Source organism: Allobosea sp. TND4EK4 (assembly GCF_900156025.1).
Taxonomy (GTDB): domain Bacteria; phylum Pseudomonadota; class Alphaproteobacteria; order Rhizobiales; family Beijerinckiaceae; genus Allobosea.
Window position 1 is genome coordinate 1 of sequence record NZ_FTMO01000015.1, and the last position, 22,509, is coordinate 22,509.

Annotated in this window: 17 protein-coding genes and 1 pseudogene; 7 read left to right on the plus strand and 11 right to left on the minus strand. The window is 67.7% G+C overall.

Annotated elements, in window-relative coordinates; all coding sequences use genetic code 11:
* Both BW981_RS17670 and poxB read right to left on the minus strand, forming a co-directional pair.
* A partial coding sequence (locus BW981_RS17670; protein WP_076441622.1) for a dihydroxy-acid dehydratase occupies positions 1 to 1,300 on the minus strand: 1,300 nt, incomplete at its 3' end.
* Positions 1,301 to 1,650: 350 nt separating this feature from the next.
* The gene (gene poxB, locus BW981_RS17675; protein WP_076441624.1) at positions 1,651 to 3,384 is read right to left on the minus strand and encodes a ubiquinone-dependent pyruvate dehydrogenase; all 1,734 of its coding nucleotides are present in this window, start codon (positions 3,382 to 3,384) and stop codon (positions 1,651 to 1,653) included.
* Positions 3,385 to 3,674: 290 nt separating this feature from the next.
* Here poxB and BW981_RS23280 point away from each other — a divergent pair, with 290 nt between their 5' ends.
* The 4 genes from BW981_RS23280 to BW981_RS17695 all read left to right on the plus strand — a co-directional run bounded on the left by BW981_RS23280 (position 3,675) and on the right by BW981_RS17695 (position 6,565).
* Positions 3,675 to 3,875: a hypothetical protein gene (locus BW981_RS23280; RefSeq protein WP_210188691.1), complete on the plus strand. Its 201-nt coding sequence runs from the start codon at positions 3,675 to 3,677 to the stop codon at positions 3,873 to 3,875.
* Positions 3,872 to 5,515: an FAD-dependent oxidoreductase gene (locus BW981_RS17685; RefSeq protein WP_076441628.1), complete on the plus strand. Its 1,644-nt coding sequence runs from the start codon at positions 3,872 to 3,874 to the stop codon at positions 5,513 to 5,515. The genes BW981_RS23280 and BW981_RS17685 overlap by 4 nt, the downstream gene beginning before the upstream one ends.
* A complete protein-coding gene (locus BW981_RS17690; RefSeq protein ID WP_076441630.1) occupies positions 5,515 to 5,814 on the plus strand; it encodes a UBP-type zinc finger domain-containing protein in 300 nt (99 codons plus the stop codon). Before BW981_RS17685 ends, BW981_RS17690 begins: the two co-directional genes overlap by 1 nt.
* Positions 5,815 to 6,058: 244 nt before the next feature.
* The gene (locus tag BW981_RS17695) at positions 6,059 to 6,565 is read left to right on the plus strand and encodes a helix-turn-helix domain-containing protein (RefSeq protein ID WP_210188692.1); all 507 of its coding nucleotides are present in this window, start codon (positions 6,059 to 6,061) and stop codon (positions 6,563 to 6,565) included.
* Between the two features lie 93 nt (positions 6,566 to 6,658).
* Here BW981_RS17695 and BW981_RS17700 read toward each other — a convergent pair whose 3' ends face one another.
* The 5 genes from BW981_RS17700 to BW981_RS17720 all read right to left on the minus strand — a co-directional run bounded on the left by BW981_RS17700 (position 6,659) and on the right by BW981_RS17720 (position 12,218).
* Positions 6,659 to 7,879 (minus strand): MFS transporter, encoded by a 1,221-nt coding sequence (locus BW981_RS17700; protein WP_076441634.1) that lies wholly within the window; start codon positions 7,877 to 7,879, stop codon positions 6,659 to 6,661.
* 221 nt (positions 7,880 to 8,100) lie between these two features.
* Entirely contained in the window at positions 8,101 to 9,081 is a 981-nt protein-coding gene (locus BW981_RS17705; protein WP_076441636.1) for an alpha/beta fold hydrolase, read from the minus strand.
* A gap of 111 nt (positions 9,082 to 9,192) precedes the next feature.
* Complete coding sequence (locus BW981_RS17710) at positions 9,193 to 9,570, minus strand: response regulator transcription factor (RefSeq protein ID WP_076441638.1); 378 nt, start codon at positions 9,568 to 9,570, stop codon at positions 9,193 to 9,195.
* A 117-nt stretch (positions 9,571 to 9,687) separates the two neighbouring features.
* Positions 9,688 to 10,341 carry a response regulator transcription factor gene (locus tag BW981_RS17715; RefSeq protein ID WP_076441640.1) on the minus strand — a complete coding sequence of 218 codons (654 nt, stop codon included), beginning with the start codon at positions 10,339 to 10,341 and terminating at the stop codon, positions 9,688 to 9,690.
* Positions 10,338 to 12,218, minus strand: a complete 1,881-nt coding sequence (locus BW981_RS17720) for a PAS domain-containing sensor histidine kinase (protein WP_076441642.1) — start codon at positions 12,216 to 12,218, stop codon at positions 10,338 to 10,340. Before BW981_RS17720 ends, BW981_RS17715 begins: the two co-directional genes overlap by 4 nt.
* A gap of 382 nt (positions 12,219 to 12,600) precedes the next feature.
* On the opposite strand from BW981_RS17720, the gene BW981_RS17725 reads away from it, so the two are divergent.
* Positions 12,601 to 13,119: a Dps family protein gene (locus tag BW981_RS17725; RefSeq protein ID WP_076441644.1), complete on the plus strand. Its 519-nt coding sequence runs from the start codon at positions 12,601 to 12,603 to the stop codon at positions 13,117 to 13,119.
* A gap of 335 nt (positions 13,120 to 13,454) precedes the next feature.
* Here the strand turns inward: BW981_RS17725 and efeO are convergent, their stop codons facing one another.
* From efeO to efeU, 4 genes and pseudogenes are all read right to left on the minus strand, one after another.
* Positions 13,455 to 14,279, minus strand: a complete 825-nt coding sequence (gene efeO, locus BW981_RS17730) for an iron uptake system protein EfeO (RefSeq protein ID WP_076441646.1) — start codon at positions 14,277 to 14,279, stop codon at positions 13,455 to 13,457.
* 1 nt (position 14,280) lies between these two features.
* Positions 14,281 to 15,660: an iron uptake transporter deferrochelatase/peroxidase subunit gene (gene efeB, locus BW981_RS17735; RefSeq protein ID WP_076441648.1), complete on the minus strand. Its 1,380-nt coding sequence runs from the start codon at positions 15,658 to 15,660 to the stop codon at positions 14,281 to 14,283.
* Positions 15,657 to 16,634 (minus strand): cupredoxin domain-containing protein, encoded by a 978-nt coding sequence (locus BW981_RS23460; RefSeq protein ID WP_244560368.1) that lies wholly within the window; start codon positions 16,632 to 16,634, stop codon positions 15,657 to 15,659. The genes efeB and BW981_RS23460 overlap by 4 nt, the downstream gene beginning before the upstream one ends.
* Positions 16,635 to 16,661: 27 nt before the next feature.
* A pseudogene (gene efeU, locus BW981_RS23465) lies at positions 16,662 to 17,477 on the minus strand (iron uptake transporter permease EfeU); the annotation flags it as partial.
* Between the two features lie 378 nt (positions 17,478 to 17,855).
* Between efeU and BW981_RS17745 the strand changes: the two are divergent.
* Positions 17,856 to 18,641, plus strand: coding sequence for an IclR family transcriptional regulator (locus BW981_RS17745; protein ID WP_076441652.1), 786 nt, complete (start codon positions 17,856 to 17,858; stop codon positions 18,639 to 18,641).
* Positions 18,638 to 22,477: a hydantoinase B/oxoprolinase family protein gene (locus BW981_RS17750; RefSeq protein WP_076441653.1), complete on the plus strand. Its 3,840-nt coding sequence runs from the start codon at positions 18,638 to 18,640 to the stop codon at positions 22,475 to 22,477. Before BW981_RS17745 ends, BW981_RS17750 begins: the two co-directional genes overlap by 4 nt.
* The last annotated feature ends 32 nt before the right edge of the window (positions 22,478 to 22,509 follow it).

A 22,509-nucleotide genomic window follows, 5' to 3' on the forward strand; every position in this document is an offset into this window, starting at 1 on the left:
CACCGCAAGCTCGCCGCCTAACATCAACCCCCAGACGAGGCCCGCACTCCGCTAATCTACGCCGCGAGTTGTGCCGAATGTTCTGACGACGAACATGCGTCAGCAGCCGGGGCGTCGCGGCGGAATGCTTGATGAGGGCGCCGCGCGGCGCGAGATTGCCCTTCAGCACCGCCATCGCCCCAACCGGCTTGATCGCGGTGGCGACGGTGCGGATGACGGTCTGCCCGGGCACCTCCTCGGCGGCGGCCACCACGTCGCGCAGCGTACCGCCGGCCACCGTCGGCGCGTCGAGGTCGATCAGGCCCCCGAGTTCGCGCAGCAGTTTCGGCAGGCCTCCGGCATGATGGAAATGCTCCATGTAATGGTCGCCGGACGGCTTCAGGTCGACCAGCACAGGCACCTCGCGCCCGATCCGGTCGAAGGCGTCGAGATCGATCTTCACGCCGACGCGCTTGGCCATGGCCGTCAGGTGGATCAGGCCGTTGGTCGAGCCGCCGATCGCCTGCATCACGACCTGGGCATTGCGGAAGGACGACTTCGTCATCAGCTGGCTCGGCCGGGGCGCGCCGGAGACGGCGAGTTCGGCGGCCCGCTTGCCGCTCATTTCCGCGAGGCGGACACGCTCGGCGTGGGGCGCGGGTATCGTCGCGCTCATCGGCAGTGAAAGACCCATCGCCTCGGTGATGCAGGCCATGGTCGATGCCGTGCCCATCACCATGCAGGTGCCCACCGAGGGGGCGAGCCGGCTATTGACCACCTCGATCTCGGCGGCGTCGATCTCGCCGGCACGGTGTGCGCTCCAGAGGCGCCGGCAATCGGTGCAGGCGCCCAGCACCTCCCCCTTGTGATGGCCGACGACCATCGGCCCGACCGGGATCACCACGCTCGGCAGATCGACGCTGGAGGCAGCCATGATCTGGGCCGGCAAGGTCTTGTCGCACCCACCGATGACGATGACCGCATCCATCGGCTGGGCGCGGATCATCTCCTCGGTGTCCATTGCCATGAGATTGCGCAGGAACATGGAGGTGGGATGTGCGAAGCTCTCGTGGATCGAGATCGTCGGGAACACCATCGGCATCGCACCCGCCAGCATCACGCCGCGCTTGGCGGCTTCGATCAGCTGGGGCGCATTGCCGTGGCAGGGATTGTAGTCGCTGTAGGTGTTGGTGATGCCGACGATCGGGCGGTCGAGTGCGTCGTCCGAATAGCCCATGGCCTTGATGAAGGCTTTCCGCAGGAAAAGCGAAAAGCCGGCGTCGCCATAGCTCGTCAAACCCTTGCGAAGTCCCCTGGTCATTGACCCCTCCCGCACGGTTCCTCGCCGGTACCGGAGACATTCGGCGGCACGGAATGATTGTCAATCATGAGCCTGTATCGCGGAGCGATCAGGCCGGATCGAGGCAAGGGCCGCTTTTCAGTATCGGCAGCAGGGCCCTTGCCGACACCGGGCACGCGGCTCGCTCGCGCGCCGGGAGTCCGCCGAGGCCGGCTCCGCAGCGCGCAGCCTTCGATAGGCGACCCATGCCGCGGGCCTGATCGTGAAGCCCGGCAAGGTGAGATGGAAGGAGATCGCGAAGGCGAGCTGGATCGCTGAGCATCAGCGGCGCGATGGCACTCCCTCTCCTTGATTCTCTCGGCGCGATATCCTCAGCGCGACAGCAGGTTGGTGGCCGCGAGGTCGAGCACCTCGTCGCCGCGCCCGCTCATCACGGCCCGCAGCAGCCAGAGGCTGAAGCCCTTGACCTCCTCGACGCCGATGGTCGGTGGCATGGAGAGCTCTTGCGTGGCCGTCACCACATCGAGCAGCGCTGGGCCCTGATGCGCAAGGATGTCTTCCAGTGCGTGGGGGAGTTCGCCCGGGTCCTCGACCCGGATCGCATGCATGCCGAGCGCACGGGCCATGGCGGCGAAGTCGGGATTCTGCAGATCGACGCCCGTCTCCAGAAAGCCGCCGGCCTTCATCTCCAGCGCGACGAAGCCGAGTACGCCGTTGTTGAGCACGACCACCTTCACCGGCGTGCGCGTTTGCACCAGCGTCACGAGTTCGCCCATCAGCATGGTCAGGCCGCCATCGCCCGAGAAGGAGATGACCTGGCGGCCCGGCTGGGCGGCCTGCACGCCCATCGCTTGCGGCAAGGCATTGGCCATCGAGCCATGGGCGAGCGAGCCGACGAGACGTCGCTTGCCGTTCATCCTGAGGTAGCGCGCCGCCCAGATCGTCGGCGTGCCGACATCGAATGTGAACGCGGCGTCATCGCTGGCCGTCTCGCTGAGGAGCCGCGCCAGATATTGCGGGTGGATTGGCTTGCGGCCGGGCGTTCCGCGGGCGCGATGGTCGAGCCCCTCGCGCGCCGCGCGATAAGCCCTCAGCGCCGCGTCGAGATGGCTTCGATCCTCCTTGACGGTGAGGAGCGGCAGCAGCGCCTCCAGCGTCAGGCCGACATCGCCGACGACGCCGAGGTCGAGCTTGCAGCGCCGGCCGAGCTGCTCGGGACGGATGTCGACCTGGACGATCTTGGTCTGCGTCGGGAGGAACTGCTTGTAGGGAAAGTCGGTGCCCAGCATCACCAGAAGGTCGCAGGTATGCATCGCCTCATAGCCGGAGCTGAAGCCGATGAAGCCGGTCATGCCGACGTCGTAGGGGTTGTCGTACTCCACCCATTCCTTGCCGCCGAGCGCATGGACGATGGGGCTCTTGAGGGTCTCCGCGAGCTGCATCAGCGGCGCATGCGCGCCGGCGCAGCCGCGTCCGCAGAACAGCGTGATCTGGTCCGCCTCGTTCATCAGGGCGGCGAGGATGTCGAGCTCCGCCTTCCTCGGAACGATGGCAGGCAATGGAGGCAACAGGCCGGCCGCGGGGGACGAGGCGTGCTCGGGAGCCGGCCGCAAGGCGACGTCGCCGGGGATGACGACCACGGCCACGCCGCGCTGGCCGACCGCCGCGCGGATGGCGTTTTCGAGGACATAGGGCAGTTGCCGCGGATCGGAGACCAGCTCGCAATAGACGCTGCATTCGGCGAAGAGCGATTGCGGATGAGTCTCCTGGAAATAGCCGCCACCAATCTCGGCCGAGGGGATCTGCGCGGCGATCGCCAGCACCGGTGTCCGTGTCCGCTGCGCGTCGAACAGGCCGTTGATGAGATGCAGATTGCCCGGCCCGCAGGACCCGGCGCAGACCGCGAGCTTGCCGGTGATCTGCGACTCGCCCGCCGCCGCGAAGGCCGCGGCTTCCTCGTGGCGGACATGGAACCAGTCGATGCCGCCATGGCGCCGCAGCGCGTCGGTGATTCCGTTCAGGCTGTCGCCGACCACCCCATAGATCCGCTGCACCCCGGCCGCGGCCAGAACATCGACGATCAGATCGGAAACCTTGCGCGTCATGACACACCTCGTTGCGGTTCTCGCAGACCAATAGGCAGGCGAAGCGCCGCCCGACTTGGATGTTCGCGCCGGGATTGACGGTTCTCGCCTCCAGCCGGCCGGAGGAGCGCCCGGCCGCATTCGCGACGGGCTCGGCACTGCCATCATGCTCCAACCAGCCGCGGGTGCCACCGGGTTCCGCCTTGGCCATCGTTCCCGAAGGCGAGAATCGTCAAGGGCGCTGCGTTTGGACAAGAGCCAGCGCCGCCGCTGGGCATCATCGGGGCAGCAAGAGGCGGCGAGCGATGGGGATGTCCGACCGGCGCGTTGCATCCATGACACGAGGTCCGGCGCAGGCCGAATTTGTGAGGCGGAACCTGTCGCTCGCGATCGGGGCCGAGGTGATGACGGTGGCGGATGGACGTGGTCTGTTGCTCGCCTGCGGCATGCGGCGGCCCGGCCCCCTTGCCTTCGCCATGGCCGGCCCGACCGATCTCTGGAGGATCTCATGACGGCTTCGCGCGACCGCACGCACCAGATCTTTCCGACTTTGACCCCGGCCCAGATCGGGACCGCACGCCGTTTCGCCGATAATGCCGAGACGAGGTTCGCTGCAGGCGACATGCTCTATGAGATCGGCGCCGTTGATGCCCCTGCGTGGCTCGTCCTCGAGGGGACGATCGAGGTGGTCCGCCGCGACGGGCTGTCCGGTGAGGCGATTGTGACGGTCCATCATCCGGGTCAGTTCTCGGGCGAGGTGAACCAGCTCGACGGGCGGCCCTGCATCGCTGGCGGCAGGGCGGGGCCTCAGGGCTGCACGGCGGTGCCTCTCGACGCGGCCCATCTGCGCGCGCTGGTGATCGGCTCCGCTGAGCTCGGCGAGATCATCATGCGGGCGCTGATCCTGCGCCGTGTCGATCTCATTGCCGAAGGTGGGGCCGGTACCATCCTGATCGGCGAGCCCGGAAGCCGCGAGATCACCGAGCTTCAGGTCTTCCTGAACCGCGCCGGCCTGCCCAATCTCGTGCTCGATATCCGCGACCATGAGGAAGGCCGTGCCCTCGTCGATCGCATGGGCGTGCTGCCGGAGGAACTGCCGCTGGTCGTCTGCCCGGCCGGGCCGGTTCTGAAGCGCCCGAATACGCGCGAACTGGCTGCCTGTCTCGGGCTCGTGCCAACGCTCGATCCGGCTCGGCTCTACGACGTCGCGATCGTCGGCGCCGGTCCCGCCGGACTCGCCGCCGCCGTCTATGCTGCCTCGGAAGGGCTCTCGGTCCTCGTTCTTGACGGCCATGCGACGGGCGGCCAGGCGGGAGCCTCCGCGCGGATCGAGAATTATCTCGGTTTTCCGACCGGCATTTCGGGCCAGGCCCTGGCGGGACGAGCCCTCAACCAGGCCTTGAAATTCGGCGCCGAAGTCGCGATTCCGGTTCAGGTCCAAGGGCTGGAGGCCGGAAGCGGCGGCTTGCGTCTCGCCTGCGCGGACAACCGGCAGGTCCGGGCGCGCGCCGTGGTAATCGCGTCGGGCGCGCACTACCGGCGGCCTGATCTTCCCGGTCTGTCCGAGTTCGAGGGCGCAGGCATTTCCTATTGGGCTTCGGCCGTTGAAGCGCGGCTCTGCGCCGGGGAGGATGTGGCCCTCATCGGCGGCGGCAATTCGGCGGGGCAGGCGATCGTCTATCTCGCCCCGCAGGTGAGGCGGTTGCATGTCGTGGTGCGCCGCCCGCTGGCTGACACCATGTCGCGCTATCTGATCGACCGGATCGACGCCCTCTCCAATGTCGAGCTGCATGTCGGCAGCGAGATCGCCAGCCTGGAGGGGGACCGCGCCACGGGCCTGACCGCGGCAGTGTTTCGGGACCGGCGCGACGGCAGCCTGCATCGCCGCCCGCTGCGGCACATGTTTCTGTTCATCGGTGCCGACCCCAATGCCGGCGGGGCCGGTGCCGGCGTCGAGAAGGACCCGAAGGGGTTCGTCCTGACGGGGAAGGGCGCCCGGTCGCTGGAAACCAGCCTGCCGGGTGTCTTCGCCATCGGCGATGTCCGCTCGGGCTCGACGAAGCGCGTCGCGGCGGCTGTCGGCGAAGGCGCCGCCGTGGTCGCCCAGATCCATGCCCTTTTCGCCGAAGCCATACCCACGGAGCCGCGCTGATGCCCTGCATGCACGAACGATCGATCCGCGACGTCACGCCAAGCGCCAGAGGTTGCGAGGAATGCCTGAAGATCGGCAGCCCCTGGGTCCATCTGCGGCTGTGCCGGAGCTGCGGCCATGTCGGCTGCTGCGACGACTCTCCTCATCGTCATGCGCGGGCGCATTTTCGGGCCACCGGCCACCCGATCATCGAGGGCTATGACCCGCCGGAAGGCTGGGGATGGTGCTATGTCGACGAGATCGAGGTCGAACTGCCCGACCAGACGCCGCAGCGCGGGCCCATCCCGCGATTTGTCTGAACAGCCGATCGGTCGACGAGAGCGTCGCCTGGCCCCGGAGAGCCGTCCGTCCATCACGATGTCGTCTCGCGGACGGGCTGCGCCTCGCGCCGCCGCCGCCGGGCACAGCCATCGCCATACTTTGGTTTGGGTCGGCTAGAACGCAGGTGTGATCGGAGCCAATCTTCGTTCGATTCAAGCACCGGGCCGCGCCGTGGAGGATGGGTTCAAGGTCGATGCCGACCTCCCAGCCACGGAGAGCATGATGTCCGACACCTCGTCTCTGTCGAATGGTCCTGCGGGCGCACCCGCCGGCGAGGTCATCGCCGCACTGCTGGCCGATGCGGGGGCGGCCGTGGCGGTCGACCGCGCGGCCGCCCGCTTCCTGCTGACGCGGGCCATCGCACTGCTCGACGATGCGCCGCAGGACAGCCGGCCGGGCGGGCTTGCGGCTTGGCAGATGCGCAGGCTCGAGCGCTTCGTGGAAGCCAATCTCGGCTCCCCCATCACGCTGGAGAGCATGGCCGCCACCGCCAGGCTCAGCTCCAGCCATTTCGGCCGCGCTTTCAAGGCGACGGGCGGCGAGACCCCGCACAGCTGGGTCCTGCGCAAGCGTGTGGAGCGTGCCCGCAAACTGATGCGTGAGAGCACGCTGCCGCTGGCCGAAATTGCGCTCGATTGCGGGCTCTCGGACCAAAGCCATCTCAACCGGGTCTTCCGTCGCTACAGTGGCGTGAGCCCGAACGCCTGGCGGCGGATGGCGCGCGCCTGACGGCCGCCGTCCGGCTGCGCGCGTCCAGGAACGGGCGCAGCCGCATGGCGCAAACCGGTGTGACCGCCGGTGGTGATGCTGCGGCGCGGGCGATCAGCACTTTGTGATCTCGCCGGATGGAGGCCTTGCACGTCGCCGGGCGCCCAGGCGGCCGCCGGCCTGGATGGCGACGGCGGCCGCCGCGGCAGCGACACCCAGTGCCACCACGCCCGGCCAGCCGGCCGCCTGCCAGGCATAGGTCGCCGTCGCCGAGCCGCCTGCACCGCCGAGGAACATCGAGCCCATCAGGATGGTGTTGAGACGCGCGCGGGCTTCCGGCCTCAGGGAGAAGACGAGGTGCTGGTTCGAGACCAGAGCCGATTGCATGCCGAAATCGAGCAGGACGACACCCACCACCAGGCCGGTAAGCGAAGTCCACAGGCCGAAGACGAGCCAGGAGCAGGCGGTCACGATGGCTCCCAGCATCACGACGGGCCCCGCTCCGTGTCTGTCCGCGACACGTCCGGCCAGTGGCGCAGCGAGGATCCCGACCGCGCCCACGATGCCGAAGAGGCCCGCGATATCCGCGCCGAGGCCGAAGGGCGGCGCCTGCAAGCGGAAGGCCAGGATCGTCCAGAAGGCTGTGAAGGCAGCAAAGAGCATGGCCTGCGTCAGAGCCGCGAGCCGCAGCGCCGGCAGATCGCGCCAGAGATGCCCCATGGAATGCAGCAGCCGTGCGTAGCCCATGTCGGCATCGGGCCGGCTGTGCGGCAGAGTCAGCATCATCACGCCGCCGGCGCAGAGCGCCATCGGAACCGCGAGCCAGAACATCTCGCGCCAGCCGCCATGCGTGGCGACGAGACCCGCGAGCGTGCGGCTGAGCAGGATGCCGGTCAGGATGCCGGCGAGAATCGTGCCGACCGTGGCGCCGCGCCGTTCGGGAGCGGCAAGATGGGCAGCAAGCGGCACGATCTGCTGTGCGACCGTCGCCGCCAGGCCCACCAGCAGTGAGGCTGCGACCAGCATTGCTGCGGTCGGTGCGAGCGCTGCGAGAGCGAGTGCCAGGGCGAGAACGGCGAATTGAACAACGATCAGCCGCCTTCTCTCGACGATGTCGCCCAAGGGCACCAGCAGGAAGAGGCCCGCGGCGTAGCCGAGCTGCGTCACCGTCGGGATCAGACCCGAGAGCGACCCCGGCAGGTCGTTCTCGATCAGGCCGAGCATGGGCTGGTTATAGTAGATGTTGGCGACGGCGACGCCGGCCGCCGACGCCATCGCGAAGGTCAGGGACGCGCCGAGGTCAGGCTTTCGGGCGGTATCCGGATGGAGGGTCATGGCTGCTGCTCCCGCTGCCGGCGGGCCCATTGCTCGTGCCGGCGCTGGTTATGGATTGCGAGGCTACAGCGCGGACCGGTCCCCTCTGTAGCGCTTGCGGATGCCGTCCCCGCACTCGGGGATGAGGTCAGGCCCTGTCCACCGGGCGCGAGCGCGCCGGTGCCAGGAAAATGCGTGGGAGGGCGAAGGCCGCCTTCCCACGCACGGGCGTCTCGGAGATTTCAGCCCTTCACGAAGGCCAGCAGATCGGGATTGATCACCTCGGCATGAGTGGTCAGCATGCCGTGCGGGAAGCCCTTGTAGATCTTGAGCGTGCTGTTCTTCAGCAGCTTGGCCTGAAGCACCGACGCATCGGTATAGGGTACGATCTGGTCGTCATCGCCCTGCATCGCCAGCGTCGGCACGGTGATCGCCTTCAGGTCCTCGGTCTGGTCGGTCTCGGAGAAGGCCTTGATGCCCTCGTAATGGGCCAGCGCCCCGCCGATCATGCCCTGACGCCACCAGTTCTGGATCACGCCCTGCGAGACCTTCGCGCCCTCGCGGTTGAAGCCGTAGAAGGGGCCCGAGGCGACATCGAGATAGAACTGCGCGCGGTTGGCGGCGAGCGCCTTGCGGAAACCGTCGAAGACCTCGATCGGCGTTCCGCCAGGGTTTTTCTCGGTCTTGAGCATCAGCGGAGGCACCGAGCTCACGAGCACCGCCTTGGCGACGCGGCCATGGGGCTGGCCGAACTTGGCGACATAGCGGGCGACTTCGCCGCCGCCGGTCGAGTGGCCGATATGGACGACGTTCTTGAGGTCGAGATGCTCGACGACGGCAAACGCATCGGCCGCGTAGTGATCCATGTCGTTGCCGGTATCGACCTGCGAGGACCGGCCGTGGCCGCGCCGGTCATGGGCGACGACGCGATAGCCGTTCGCGAGGAAGAACAGCATCTGCGCGTCCCAGTCGTCGGACGACAGCGGCCAGCCGTGATGGAACATGATCGGCTGGGCGTTCTTGGGGCCCCAGTCCTTGAAGAAGATCTCGACGCCGTCCTTGGTCTTGACGTAACCGCTGCTCATTTTCGTGGCTCCTTTTGCGTTCTGAAGGGGTCGTGAGGGCTGGGCGGATGCCGCCGCAGGCATCAGGCTCACTGCCGAAACAGCGGCCATGCTGGCGAGAGCGGCTCGCCGGGTGATGATGTGCTGGTCGTTGGACATGGCCTTGTCTCCGCGATGGGTAGCTGACGGAGACAGGCTAGGCGGCGCCGCCGGGGATCGTAATTCTACGCTCGGATCAGCGCCTCATACCAAGGTGTGGGGTGACGCCGCTCAATCGCGGCCGCGGGCCAGCGCCGCGGCCAGATGGCGCGCGATCGTGTCGGGTTCGGCCGGCTTGTCGAGGAAGGCGCAGGCGCCCGCCGCCATGACGCGCTCGCGCGTGATGGCGGTCGGGAAGGCCGTCATGAAGATCATCGGAAAACGCCGACCGGCCGCGATCAGCGCGGCCTGGAGCTCGTCTCCGGTCATCTCGGGCATCTGGATGTCCGCGATCATGCAGTCGGGATCATCGGTCTCGCGATCGGCAAGGAACTGTGGAGCCGAACCGTAGCTGCGGGCCTTGTAGCCGAGCGAGCGGATCAGGCTGGTAAGAGAGCTGCGAACGCCGTCGTCGTCATCGACGATCGCGACTGTCGGTATGTGTTGCATGTTCACGCTTCTTCATGCCGAGGGTCGCACGAAAAGGGAGCTCCGGTGCGCGGCCTGGCCTTGTTGTGAAGGAAGCGACGTCACGCGGCTATCATACGCAGGTTTGCTCCCGCCTGATCACGGCTTGGGAACGTCCAGTGCCTCTGCCATGCGGACGAGGTCAGCCAGCGTGCGGACACCCATCTTCCGCATGACGTTGCCGCGGTGGATCTTCACCGTGATCTCGCTCAGGCCAAGCACGCCAGCAACCTGCTTGTTCATCAGCCCGGCCACGACATGCGTCATCACCTCGCGCTCCCTGGTGGTCAGCGTTGCATGAGCGGAGCGCAGATCGTCCAGCGCCGCCGTCGCGCCGCGCCGCTGCCGGTCACGCTCGATCGCTGCCGTCACGGCGTCGAGCATCTCCTGGTCGCGGAACGGCTTGGCCAGGAAATCGACCGCACCCGCCTTCATCGCCCGCACGGTCATGGGGATATCGCCATGGCCGGTCATGAAGACGATCGGCAGCGCGATTCCCTGCCGGGCGAGCTGGTCCTGGAAATCGAGGCCGCTGATGCCGGGCAGGCGCACGTCGAGGATGATGCAGCCCGGCACGTCGGGCAAGGAGCCCTGCAACAGTTCTGCCGGCGCGCCGAAGAGGCGCGTCGCCAGCCCCACCGACCGGATCAGGCTGTCGAGGGATTCCCGCACCGCCGGATCGTCGTCCACGATCACGACGAGCGGAGGGCTGGGAGCGGCCGGGGCCGGCTTGACGGAGGTCTGCCTGATCATTCCGGGGCACCGTGCTGGGGGACGGGGAGGGTCAGGCGGAAGGTCGCCCCGCCGCCCGGAGGGCTTTCGACCGAGAGCTTTCCGCCGTGAGCTTCAGCGGTGGTGCGACAGATCGCAAGACCCATGCCCATCCCGTCCGGCTTGGTCGTGAAGAAGGGATCGAACAGGCGCTCGAGGTTCTGGGGCGAGATGCCCGGTCCGGTGTCCTGCAGCGCGATCTCCACGCAAGCGTCTGACGGCTGGCTGGCGGTGATCGTGAGCAGGCGCCGGCCATCGTGCTCCGCCATGGCCTGGCCGGCATTGACGATCAGGTTGACCACGACCTGCTGGAGCTGGATTCGGTCGCCAATGACGGGTGGCAGCTCGGTCGCGACCTCGATGCGCAACTCGACCTCGGCGCGCGCCAGTTCCCGCTGCACCAACTGCGCCGCCTCCTCGATCAGCGCCGCGACATCCAGCGCGCTCGACCGCGTCGGTGTCTTGGTCAGGAAGGCCCGGATCCGCTTGACGATTTCGCTGGCCCGACGCCCTTCCGAGACGACCCGCCCGATGGCACTGTCGACCTCCTGCAGGTCCGGCTGGTCGCGGCGCAGCCAGCGCAGCGCCGCCTCGCCATTGGTCACGACCGCCATCAGCGGCTGGTTGACTTCATGGGCGATCGAGGCGGTAAGCTCGCCCAATGTCGCGACGCGCGCGGCATGAGCGAGCTCCGCCTGTGCCTGCAGCACCGCATCCTGCGCCTGCCGGCGTTCCGTGATGTCGACGACGAACACCAGCACATTGCCGTCACCGTCATCGACCGTCGGAAAGGTGATGGCGAAGATAACCGGCACGCGGCGGCCATCTGTCCTGACGATCTCCGTCTCGCCCTCGTGGAAGCTGTCTCCTCGCGCGAAAGCAGCCAGCGCCGGGCCGAACGTCTGATCGGTCTCGCACAGCACATCGTCGACCGTCTGGTGAAACTGCGAGGAGCTTCCGGCGCCGATCATCGCGAGAAAGGCAGGATTGACGTCGATGATCTTCGTCAGCCTGCGCATCCGCGCGACTACGTCGGGGTGGCTTGCCAGATGGCTCGACAGCGATGCTCCGTCCGCAAGATCGATCGTCGCAAGTGCCGCCCGCGCCGCGCTCCAGTCCTCCTGGACGACACCGATCCGGCTCGCGTCGAACATGCGCCTGTAGCGCCTTTCGCTGTGAACCAGCGCCGCATGGGCGGCTTTGCGCTCGGTGACATCCGTATTCGTCTCGAATACGCCGACGACGCGTCCCTGGGCATCGTGCTGCAGGGCCCAGCGGCTTTCCACGGTGATCCACTCACCGGCCTTGGTTCGATGCTCCAGCGTCCCGTCCCAGCGCCCGGTTTCGTGAAGCACGCGGTCGATCTCGCCGCGCGGCCGCGCGTAGCGCGTCTCCAGCAGGTCGTCGGCGATACGGCCCGTCGCCTCGGCGACAGACCAGCCATAGGTCTCTTCCGCGGCGCGGTTCCAGAAGGTGATCTGGCCGAGAATGTCACGCACGAAGATCATGTCGTGCGAGAGGTTGAGCAGCCGCGCCTGCGCCGCGAGCGTCGCGGTCGCCGCCTGGTTCTTGAGCGCCAGCACCGTCGCGATCCCGGTCGCCGCCAGGCTGACCAGCGCCCGCAAGGTCGGTGCGCCGGCCAGGTGCGGGCCATGTGTATCGACATAAGCCGCAACAGTCAGGGTCAAGCCAGCCGCCGCCGCCGCGAGGATGTCGCCCCGCCGTCCGGTCGCTGCTGCCAGCAGCACCACCAGCACATAGAGCACGGCGACCGCCCCCTCCAGCGGCGAGAGTATGTCGAACAGGAAGATGCAGAGCGCGAGCAATGCCGCCGCGATGCGAAAGGCCGTCGTGTTCATCACCGCGGCCGAGAGGCGCGATGGGCTGGCACCGGCGTCGGGAAAGACAGGCCGTGAGGCGCTGTCTCGATCGGCAAAGTGGCGGGACGACATGAGGGGCAGCCGGATCCGGTCGCGACAACTGACAACGGGCTAGCATAGCTCATCCGCCTCGTCCCACGTGATTGGACGCGGATGCCTGGATCCGCGTCATCACTTTCGCGAAAGCGGCCGGCATTGAAATCATACAGGTGTTTAGGTCAGGCAGAACGCAGCCTTCGCCGTCGCTCACAAACCTAGGTATGAGCCCGACATGCCTTCGTCCGGTTCAGGCGATGGCAGCCGCGACCTAGGGTCGGGACGTCGAGGAGAAAGGCTCCTCGATCCACCCCGGAGAGCCGCCATGACCGAACCCAGCCACAAGCCCATCCGCGACGCTGCGCTGCGGACCCCGACCGATCTGGGGGCGAATGCCACGACCGACATCGCCGCCGCGCTGACCGGTGTGCTGGCCGACATGTTCGCGCTCTATCTCAAGACCAAGAATTTCCACTGGCACATGTCCGGCCCGCATTTCCGCGACTACCACCTGATGCTCGACGAGCAGGGCGAGCAGATCTTCGCGACCACCGATGCGCTGGCCGAGCGGGTCCGCAAGGTCGGCGGTACGACGCTGCGCTCGGTTGGCCATATCGGCCGGATCCAGCGCCTGCTCGACAACGACGCCGACTACGTCACGCCCCAGGACATGCTGGCCGAGCTCGCCGACGACAATCGGAGCCTGACCGGCTTCCTGCGCGCCGCCCATGGCGTCTGCGAGACCCATAACGACGTCGCCTCGACCAGCCTGATCGAGGTCTGGATCGACGAAGCCGAACGCCGGAGCTGGTTCCTCTATGAGACGATCAGGTCGGCGCGTTGAACGAGGGCTGATGGGGATTGCATCACGATCACCGCATGCACGGTCTTCGCGTGCCAACCCAGGCATCGAGGTCGACGACGCGTTCCCCCTCTCCCGACGCACTGACGTTGACGAGAAGGCCCGCGGCCTTCGCGCTGCCGCAGCCGCCGGGCCTCTGCAGGCTCGAGGGCTGCCGGCGCAGCTCGATGCCGACAGCGGTCCCAAGCGAGCCCTCGATATGGATCGCGGGTCTCGGGCGACCGCCATCTGCGGTTGCACGAGACCCGCTGTCCTGGAGACGCCGACGAGTCCTGCGAGATCGGCCTAACGGGTTCAACCGCTCTCGCAGGCGGTACTCAGCCGATGCCGAGCACGCCCTTCAGCTTCGCGAGATCCTCGGCCAGCGTGGTGACCGTCGCGGCGAGTGCCTTGCGGTCGGCCTCGCTCAGCTTGTCATAGGTCTCGAAGCCGCCGTCCTTCACCTTGTACTTGGCCAGCGTCTTGTCGACCGTGGCGAAGTTGGCGTCGATCTTGGCGGCCAGGGTCTTGTCGTCCTTCACCAGCAGAGGGCGCAGCAGGTCGACGATGAACTTGGCGCCGTCGACATTGGCCTGGAAATCCCACAGATCGGTGTGGCTGTAGCGGTCCTCCTCGCCCGAGACCTTGGTCGCCGCGACCTCTTCGATCAAGACGGCCGCGCCGCCGACCATCTTCTCGGGCGGCACCGTCAGGCCCTTGATACGGCCCTGCAGTTCCGTAACGTCCGCCATCAGCCCGTCGGCGAAGGCAGCGAGCCCGTCCGTGGAGTTCCTGGCGAAGAGTCCGTACTCGAGGCGGTGGAAGCCGGTGAACTCCGGATCCTGCTCTTTCTTCTCATGAGCATCGGCGCGTGCGTCGATCCTGCCATCGAGGTCGCTGAACAATTCCGCCACCGGCTCGATCTTCTCGTAGGAGACCCGCGTCGGGGCATAAAGCGCCTTGGCCTTGTCGAGGTTTCCGGCCTTGACCGCATCGGTGAAGGTTTTCGTGTCCTTCACGAGCGTATCGACGTTCCGTGAGACGTAGAGCTTGTACTCCGACACCGGCGCCACGAGATCGAGCGGCGAAGCGGCAAGCGCCGGCCCGACCGACGCGATCGCCATCAGGCCGGCACCGGCCAGCCATGCGAAACCTGACTTCATCTCAATCTCCTGTCCTGGATGCTGGAATCTTGGGCGCGGACATCGCCTTCGCGCCATTCGCCGCCTGTGCGGGCGCCACGTCGCGCGCCGCCTGGATCAACCCCGCGCCGAGATGGCTTGCGCCATCGGGCACGCCGGGCAAGACGAAGAAATACCCGCCGCCGACGGGCTTGATGTACTCTTCCAGCGGCTCGCCGTTCAGCCGCGTCTGCACCGCGATGAAGGATCGTTCCAGATCCTGCTGGAAGCAGATGAAGAGCAGGCCCATGTCGAGCTGGCCGGCGCGGGTCACGCCGTTGGAATAGTTGAAGGGCCGGCGCAGCATGCGGCTTGGCTCGGTGTCGGCGCGGCGGGGATTGGCGAGCCTGATATGCGCGTCGAGCTTCGTCCGCTTTCCGTCGGGATCGTCCGCATAGACGGGCTCGTCATATTCGCGCAGGCCGCCGAAGGGCGCGCCGCTGTCCTTCCTGCGGCCGATGATCTCTTCCTGCTCGCCCAGCGCCGTGCGATCCCAGCGTTCGACGAAATTGCGGATGATGCGCACGACCTGATAGGTGCCGTGGACGGCCCAGCCGGGCTCTCCGGTGCCGGCCCGGACCCACACCAGCCGCTCCATCGCGGCAGCGTCGGTGCCATCGGGGTTGGCGGTGCCGTCGCGGAAGCCGAGCAGGTTGCGCGCGCTTTCGGGCGGCTCGCTGGGCCGGTCATCGGCAGACGTGGGCTCGGCAGGCTTGGGCTGGCGCACCGGCACGCTGCCCTCTTGCTTCCAGCGCAGCAGGAGCAGGTCCGGCGTGTTCTTCAAGATGTCTCGCAGCGCGTGGATGTTGGTATCGGCGCCGTTCGAGCAGATCTGCAGCAGCAGGTCGCCATGGCAGAGACCGGCGTCGAGCGCGTCGTTGGAGAAGCGCTTCATCCGCTGCAGATGCTGCGGCTTCAGGCTCGAAAGCCCATAGCGATCGTCGAACAGGGAGGCGCCCAGCGCGACGGTCACGGTCAGATTGTCCGGCGCGATCACCGGGCCGAGAATGCCGGAATCCGGCGGCGGAAAGGCCGATGGCGCGGTTGGTGCGGGGCCGCCTGCCATCAGGAAAGCGATGCGCTCGGTCAGGATGTGGAAGAGCCGCTCCAGCTCGTCCAGCGAGGTCGCGACGACATCGAAGGCAGCGACGAGGCCGGTCGCCGGACGCGGGGTGACGATGCCGGGCTGATGCAGGCCGTGGAAGGGCTGGCTTTGCGCAGCGGCGTCGCTCGTCGGTGCGGCAGCGGGGTTGGAGGCGGGCTCGCCTGCGGCGTGCGCCCAGCCGGCGCTTCCCAGCGCGGCCGCGCCGCCGGCCAACAACGCGCGGCGCGAAGGCGACAAGGGGGAGTCAGGTTTCCTCATGATCTACGGTCCCTATCCGGCAAGGCGAGTGCCTTGCGCATCGCCTCGAGATCGCCGGTCATCGCATTCCGTGCCCCGCCCGGCTTCGCATCACGCGGCAGGCCGGCGAGGTCGGTCTTCACCCGCTCCGCGAGTTCGGGTTCGACGCGTTGCACCAGCGGCAGAAGCAGGCGCGTGACTTCGCTTGCGGCCGCGACATCCTCCGGCGTCACGGTCCCGCCCTCGGCTGGCGACAGGGCCGCGGCCGCCCCGGCCAGCATCGCATCGGGCAGGACGGTGCGCTGGCCCAGCGCCGTGCGGAAACTCTCCCCGGCCTGCCGGGTCGCGGCGGCCGGGGCGGCCTCGTCCGCCAGCAGGGACTGCAGGCTATGGAGGCCCGCCGCGAGGTCGGCATCGCCGGCCGTGGCCGGTCGCAACATCCGCAGCAGCGCTTCGGCCTCGGTGCGGGCCCTGGCCATGGCCGGCGGATCGGCCGAGGCCTGCCCCAGCGCCTCGATCGCTCCAGCCAACGCGGCCGAGCGCTCGCTGAGGAGGGCGCGGTATTCCGCAGCCGGCCCGATCATGTCCATGAGCGACAAGGCCTGGCGCGGCTGCGCGGCCGAAGCTTCGACGACGAGCCGTCCGCGCGGGGCGCTGAGCAGCCCGCAGGTGATCGTGTAATCTCCGGGGCGAAGCTGCGTCGTCAGCCGGCGCGACTGGCCCGGCGCGATGTTCTCGCGCTCCTCCAGCACCATGACGCCGTCGAGGATTTCCCATTCGAGCACGCGCTCGCCGCGGTTGGTGACGACGAAGCTGGCCTGGCCCGCCGGGACGGTCAGCGCCGCCGGCTCGCAACTGCGCTCGGTGATCGCGATGGCGATGTCGTGAGCCCCGACCACCGCAGGCTGGCGCTTTGAGGCGGCATATATGAAGGCGCCGGCGCCGCCGCAGACCAGGAGCAAGGTCGCGATGCCGGCGAGCCGTAGCGGCGGCATGCGTCGCCCGGCCGGCGAAGGCGCCACAGCGGCGACCGTCCCCGCCTGTCCGCGTCGCAGGAACAGGGCAAGCGTCGGGGTCAGGAAAGCGAGATAGGCGACCACCTCGCCCAGCGCGGCCCGCTCCTGATAGCCGAAGAAGCCGGACAGGATCGCACCTGGAACTCCGTCGGCCGGCAGCACCGTGCCGAGATCGTAGACGGTCTGCTGCAGGTGGTTCCAGAGGCCGGCCTCATGCAGCGAGCGCACCGCGTTGGCCACGAGCCCGGCCGCGACGAACAGGATCAGAACGCCCGTCCAGCGGAAGAAGACGCGCAAATTGAGCTTCACGCCGAGCGCGTAGATGGCATAGCCGACGCCGGCTGCGAGAAGAAGCCCGAATGCGGCTCCGAGCGCCGGCTGCCAGCCGCTCCCCTGCTGGGCGATGGCGAGCAGGAAGAAGACCGATTCCAGCCCCTCCCGCACCACGGCGAGGAAGGCGAGGCCAACCAGCGCGAGGCCCTGGCGCCCGCCCGAGAGCGCGGCATCGACACCGGCTTGCAGCTCGCCCTTGATCGAGCGGGCGGCCTTGCGCATCCAGAACACCATCGAGGTCAACATCGCCGCGGCGACCAGCCCGATGACCGCCTCGAACAGCTCCTGACCGCGTTGCGGCAATTCGCCGATGACGAGATCGAGCGCCGCTCCGACCGCGAGGCTTGCCGCACAGGCGAGCGCGACGCCAAGCCATAGCGCCGGCAACCAGTCGCGCCGGTTGCTTCTCACCAGATAGCTCGCGACGATGCCGACGATCAGCGCGGCCTCGATCCCTTCGCGTAGCATGATGAGAAAGGCGATGATCATCTCAGGTCGCTCAAGATGTCCCATCAAGATCTGCGCGGGAGTCCGGCTATTTAGCGACGGCGATGAAGATAATCACTCAATATCTTCTAGAATTATTCCAGTTCTGAAAATGCGGAAGGGGCCCATGGCGCAGGTGGTCTGTGAGCCGGTCGACGCGCCCTGAAGCCATCCGGTACGGGTCTTCGACCACGCGCTGCGCCGGCACCGCGTTGGAGGTCGGGCCTGCTCACCCCTCACCCGGCAGGGTCGGAGGATCATTCCCAGCGGCAGTCCCGTGACGCGGCTTCTCTCGGCAGCTGCAAGGTTGACTGAAGAATAAAACTGTCGGACGATCCACTCGGTGGAACTGTTGTTCCATTTTTTGGAACTATCTCGCGCATGTCCATTTTATCGTCGGCTGCCGACGTGCTTCGCTGCTTCTCCAGCACCCGCCACGATGTGACGGTCACCGATCTGGTCACGCTGCTGGGCATGCCCAAGAGCAATGCGTCTCGCTTGCTGCGTGCGATGCGCGACGAGGGACTCCTCGAGACGGTCGGCCAGACCAAGCGCTACCGGCCCTCGCTGCTGCTCAACCAGGTCGGCCAGCTCTATCGCTTCGCTGCCTCCCTGATCGACCGCTCCGATGCCGTCGTGGGTGTCATCTCGGACCGCATCGGCCATACCGGCTATATCAGCGTCCGGCGCGGCGCCCATGTCATCGGCGTCACCGCCCATCCCGGCCGGCACGCCCTGCGCGTCGTGACGGCGATCGGCGACCGCTTGCCGGCCTTCGCCTCCAGCACGGGCCGGGCGCTGCTCGCGCGCCTGCCCGACGAGGAGGTCCGCACGCTCTACCCGGAGGGGCTCTCCGCTCCTTCCGAAACGGCGCCGCAGGATCTCGAGGCGCTGCTCGCCCGGCTCGCGGAGATTCGTGCCAGCGGCTTCGCCGAATCGCATGATGAAGCGGTGCGCGGCGTGCATGCCATTTCGGTCGCGGTCGGCGATCCGACGACTGGCGACGAGGTCGCGCTCTGCATCACGATACCGGCGACGCTGGTCGAGCAGCAGGAGCGGCTCGCCATCATCGCCGCGCTGTCCGAGGGCGCCGCGGAGATCGCAGCGCTGACCGGCGACACTCGCTTCTTCCCCTTGAATCTCGCATTCGCGGAGACCGCCCCATGAGCAATCGCTGGCGCATCGGCTTCGACATCGGTGGCACCTTCACCGATTTCATTCTCTATGACGGCGAGCAGCGCTCGGTGCTCCTGCACAAGCGGCTGACCACGCCTCACGACCCGTCCGAGGCGGCGTTGATCGGTCTTGGCGAACTCGTCGGGATGGCCGGAATCACGCTGGCGGATGTCGGCGACATCGTCCACGGCACGACGCTGGTGACAAACGCCGTGATCGAGCGCAAGGGCGCCAGGCTTGGCCTGATCACCACCCAAGGCTTCCGCGACATCCTCGAGATGGGGACCGAGCAGCGCTACGACATCTACGACCTGTTCCTGACCTTCCCTGAGCCGCTGGTTTCGCGGGATTTGCGCCTGGAGGTGCCGGAGCGCATCGACCGCGACGGCGTCGTGGTGACGGCGCTCGACGTCGAGGCGGTGCGCAAGGCGGCCCGCGAGCTTGCTGCGGCCGGCTGCGAGGCGATCGCGATCGGCTTCCTCAACAGCTACCGCAACCCCGCCCACGAGCAGGAGGCAGGCCGGATCGTGCGCGAGGCCTGCCCGGAGCTCACCGTGTCGCTGTCCAGCGAAGTCGTGGCCGAGATCTGGGAGTACCAGCGCTTCGTCACCACGGCGGCCAATGCCTATGTCCAGCCGTTGATGCGGCGTTATCTGGAACGGCTGGAGCGCGAGCTCGCCGCGCGCTCCTTCCGCGGCACGCTCAGGCTGATGCATTCCGCAGGCGGACTGGTCTCGCCCGAGACGGCGCGTACCTTCCCGATCCGCCTGCTGGAGAGCGGCCCGGCCGGCGGCGGCCTCGCGACCGCCCTGTTCGGCGAACTTGCCGGCCACAAGGACGTCATCTCCTTCGACATGGGCGGCACCACTGCCAAGGCCTGCATGATCGAGGATGGCCGCGCCGAGATTGCGCCGATGCTGGAGGCCGGGCGCGTCAACCGCTTTGCCAAGGGGTCAGGTCTGCCGATCAAGGCTCCGGTCATCGACATGATCGAAATCGGGGCCGGCGGCGGCTCGATCGCGGCCATCGACGAAGTCGGCCTGCTCAAGGTCGGCCCGCATTCGGCGGGATCCGATCCCGGTCCGGCCTGCTACGGCATGGGCGGCACGAAGCCGACCGTGACCGACGCCAACCTCGTCCTCGGCTATTACGATCCCGGCTTCTTCCTCGGCGGTCGCATGGCCCTCGACCTGGAGGCGGCGCGCAAGGCGGTTGCAAGCGTGGCCGAGCCGCTCGGCCTCTCGGTCGAGGAAGCGGCCTGGGGCATCCACAAGGTTGTGGTGGAGAGCATGGGCGCGGCCGCCCGTGTGCATCTGGTCGAGAAGGGAAAGGATCCGCGCCGTTACGCCATGGTCGGCTTCGGCGGCGCGGGCCCCGCCCACGCCGTCGATGTCGCGCGCGTTCTCGGCGTCGGGCAGGTCATCGTGCCGCCTGCTTCCGGCGCCGCCTCCGCGCTGGGCTTCCTCGCTGCCCCGCTCTCCTTCGATCTCGTCCGGTCCCTGCCGGTCGAGTTCGTGGCGGGCTTCGATGCCGATGCCGTCAACGCCCTGCTGAAGAGCCTGGAAGAGGATGGCCGCGGGCATCTGGAGGAAGCCGGTGTTGCCGCCGCCGACGTCACCGTCGAGCGGTCCGCCGATATGAGGCTCGTCGGACAGATGCACGATATCGCCGTGCCGCTGCCGGCCGGCACCATTGACGCCGCAAGCCTGGAGGCGATACGCGCCGCTTTCGCCAAGGCCTATTCCGCCCGCTACACCTCGGTCTATGAGGGTGCCCGGCTGGAGGCGATCAATTTCAGGGTCCGCTGCGCCGGCCCGGTGCCGACGCTGTCGTTTGCCGGCGCCGCCGGTGGCGGCGATGCCGCGGGCAAGGTCAAGGGCACCCGCAAGGCCTGGTTCGAGGGCGGCTGGAGCGAGGCGACGGTCTATGACCGCTATGCGCTGCGCGCCGGCGACACCGTCGAAGGCCCGGCGATCATCGAGGAGCGCGAGGCCACCACCATCGTGCCGCCGGGAGACCGCGTCTCGATCGACGAGGTCCTGAACCTCGTGATCCACGTCGCCCAGCCCGATGCGGCCGAGACGATGATCACCGCCGGCATGCCGCTGGCCGAGGCCGCGCGCCGGATCGAGGCCGATCCGATCTCGCTCGAGATCATGTGGAGCCGGCTCGTCAACGTCGTCGAGGAAATGTGGCTGACCGTCTGCCGCACCGCCTTCTCGCTGGTGATCTCGGAATCGCAGGACTTCGCCTGCGAGCTGCTCGATCCGGAAGGCGAGACGCTGGCGCATTCGCCCCGCGCGATGCCGGTGTTCAACCTGACGCTGCCGCGCGCGGTCAAGGCGCTGCTGGAGCGCTACCCGGCCGACACGCTGAAGCCCGGGGATGTGCTCATCACCAATGATCCCTGGCTTTGCGCCGGTCATCTCTTCGACATCGCGATCGTCACCCCGGTGTTCCAGGGCGCACGGGTGGTGGGCCTGATGGGAACGGTCGGCCATGTCTCCGACATCGGCGGCACCAAGGACAGCCTGCGTGCCCGCGAGATCTACGAGGAAGGCTTCCAGATCCCGCCGATGAAGCTCTACGAGGCTGGCCGGATCAACGAGACGCTGGTGCGGCTGCTGGCCGAGAACGTCCGCAATTCTGATCAGGTGCTGGGCGACCTGCATTCTTTCGTGGCCGCCAATGCGATCGGCGCCGAGCGGTTGCAATCCTTCCTCGGCGATTACGGCATGCAGGATCTGCGGGCGCTCGCCCATGTCGTGCAGAGCCGCTCCGAGAAGGCGATGCGCGAGGCGATCCGTGCCCTGCCGGACGGCACCTATCGCGGCACCGTCACCAACAATCCGCTCGGCACGCCGATGACCTATCCTCTGGCGCTGACTGTCGACGGCGACACCATCCATCTCGACTTCGCCGGTGCGCCGCCGCAGCTGCCTCAGGGTGGGCTGAACTGCACGCTGAACTACACGATGGCGCATGCGACCTACCCGCTGAAATGCATGCTGACGCCGAATGTCCGCGGCAATGCCGGCTGCTACCGTGCCTTCACGATCGATGCGCCCAAGGGCTCGATCCTGAACTGCGACAAGCCGCTGGCGGTCAATCTGCGCACCCGCACCGGCTGGTATCTGGCGCCAAACATCTTCCGCGCCTTGTCCGAGGCGGCGCCGAAGCAGGTCCAGGCCTTCACCGGCCTGCCCGTGGCGGCGAGCGTCTATGGCCGCGATGCCTCGGGCGCGACCTATTCCGACATGCTCTTCACGGGCGGCGGGCAGGGCGGCTCGGCGCATGGCGACGGCAAGTCAGGCCTGCTCTATCCGACCTCGGCGGCCAACACCTCGATCGAGACCTTCGAGTCCCGTGTGCCGGTTCTGGTCGTGGAGAAGACCTATCTGACCGATTCCGGCGGTGCGGGTCGTCATCGCGGCGGTCTCGGCCAGCGCATCCGCCTGCGCAAGCTTGCTTCGGACGGATTGCCGACGCTGGTCTCGCTCTATCCGGAGGGTGTCGACAATCCGATCCCTGGCCTGTTCGGCGGCCATGCCGGCGCCGGCGCCTCCGGCCGCGTCATCGACGAACAGGGGCGCATCCTCAAGGACGTCGGCACCGGCGAACTCGTCCAGGTCACAAAGCCGCAGGAGATCGTCGAACTGGTGCTCGCCGGCGGCGCCGGCTTCGGCCCGGCCTCGGAACGCGCTCAGGAGGAGATCGCGCGCGACGTGGCGCTCGGTTTCGTCTCGGCCGAGGCCGCCAGACAGGAATACGGCATGCGTGGGGCGCAGGCCGGGCAGGACGTCAGAGTGACCGAGGCGGCATCCTGATTGCGAGATCACGGTCGGCAACGGCCCGAAAA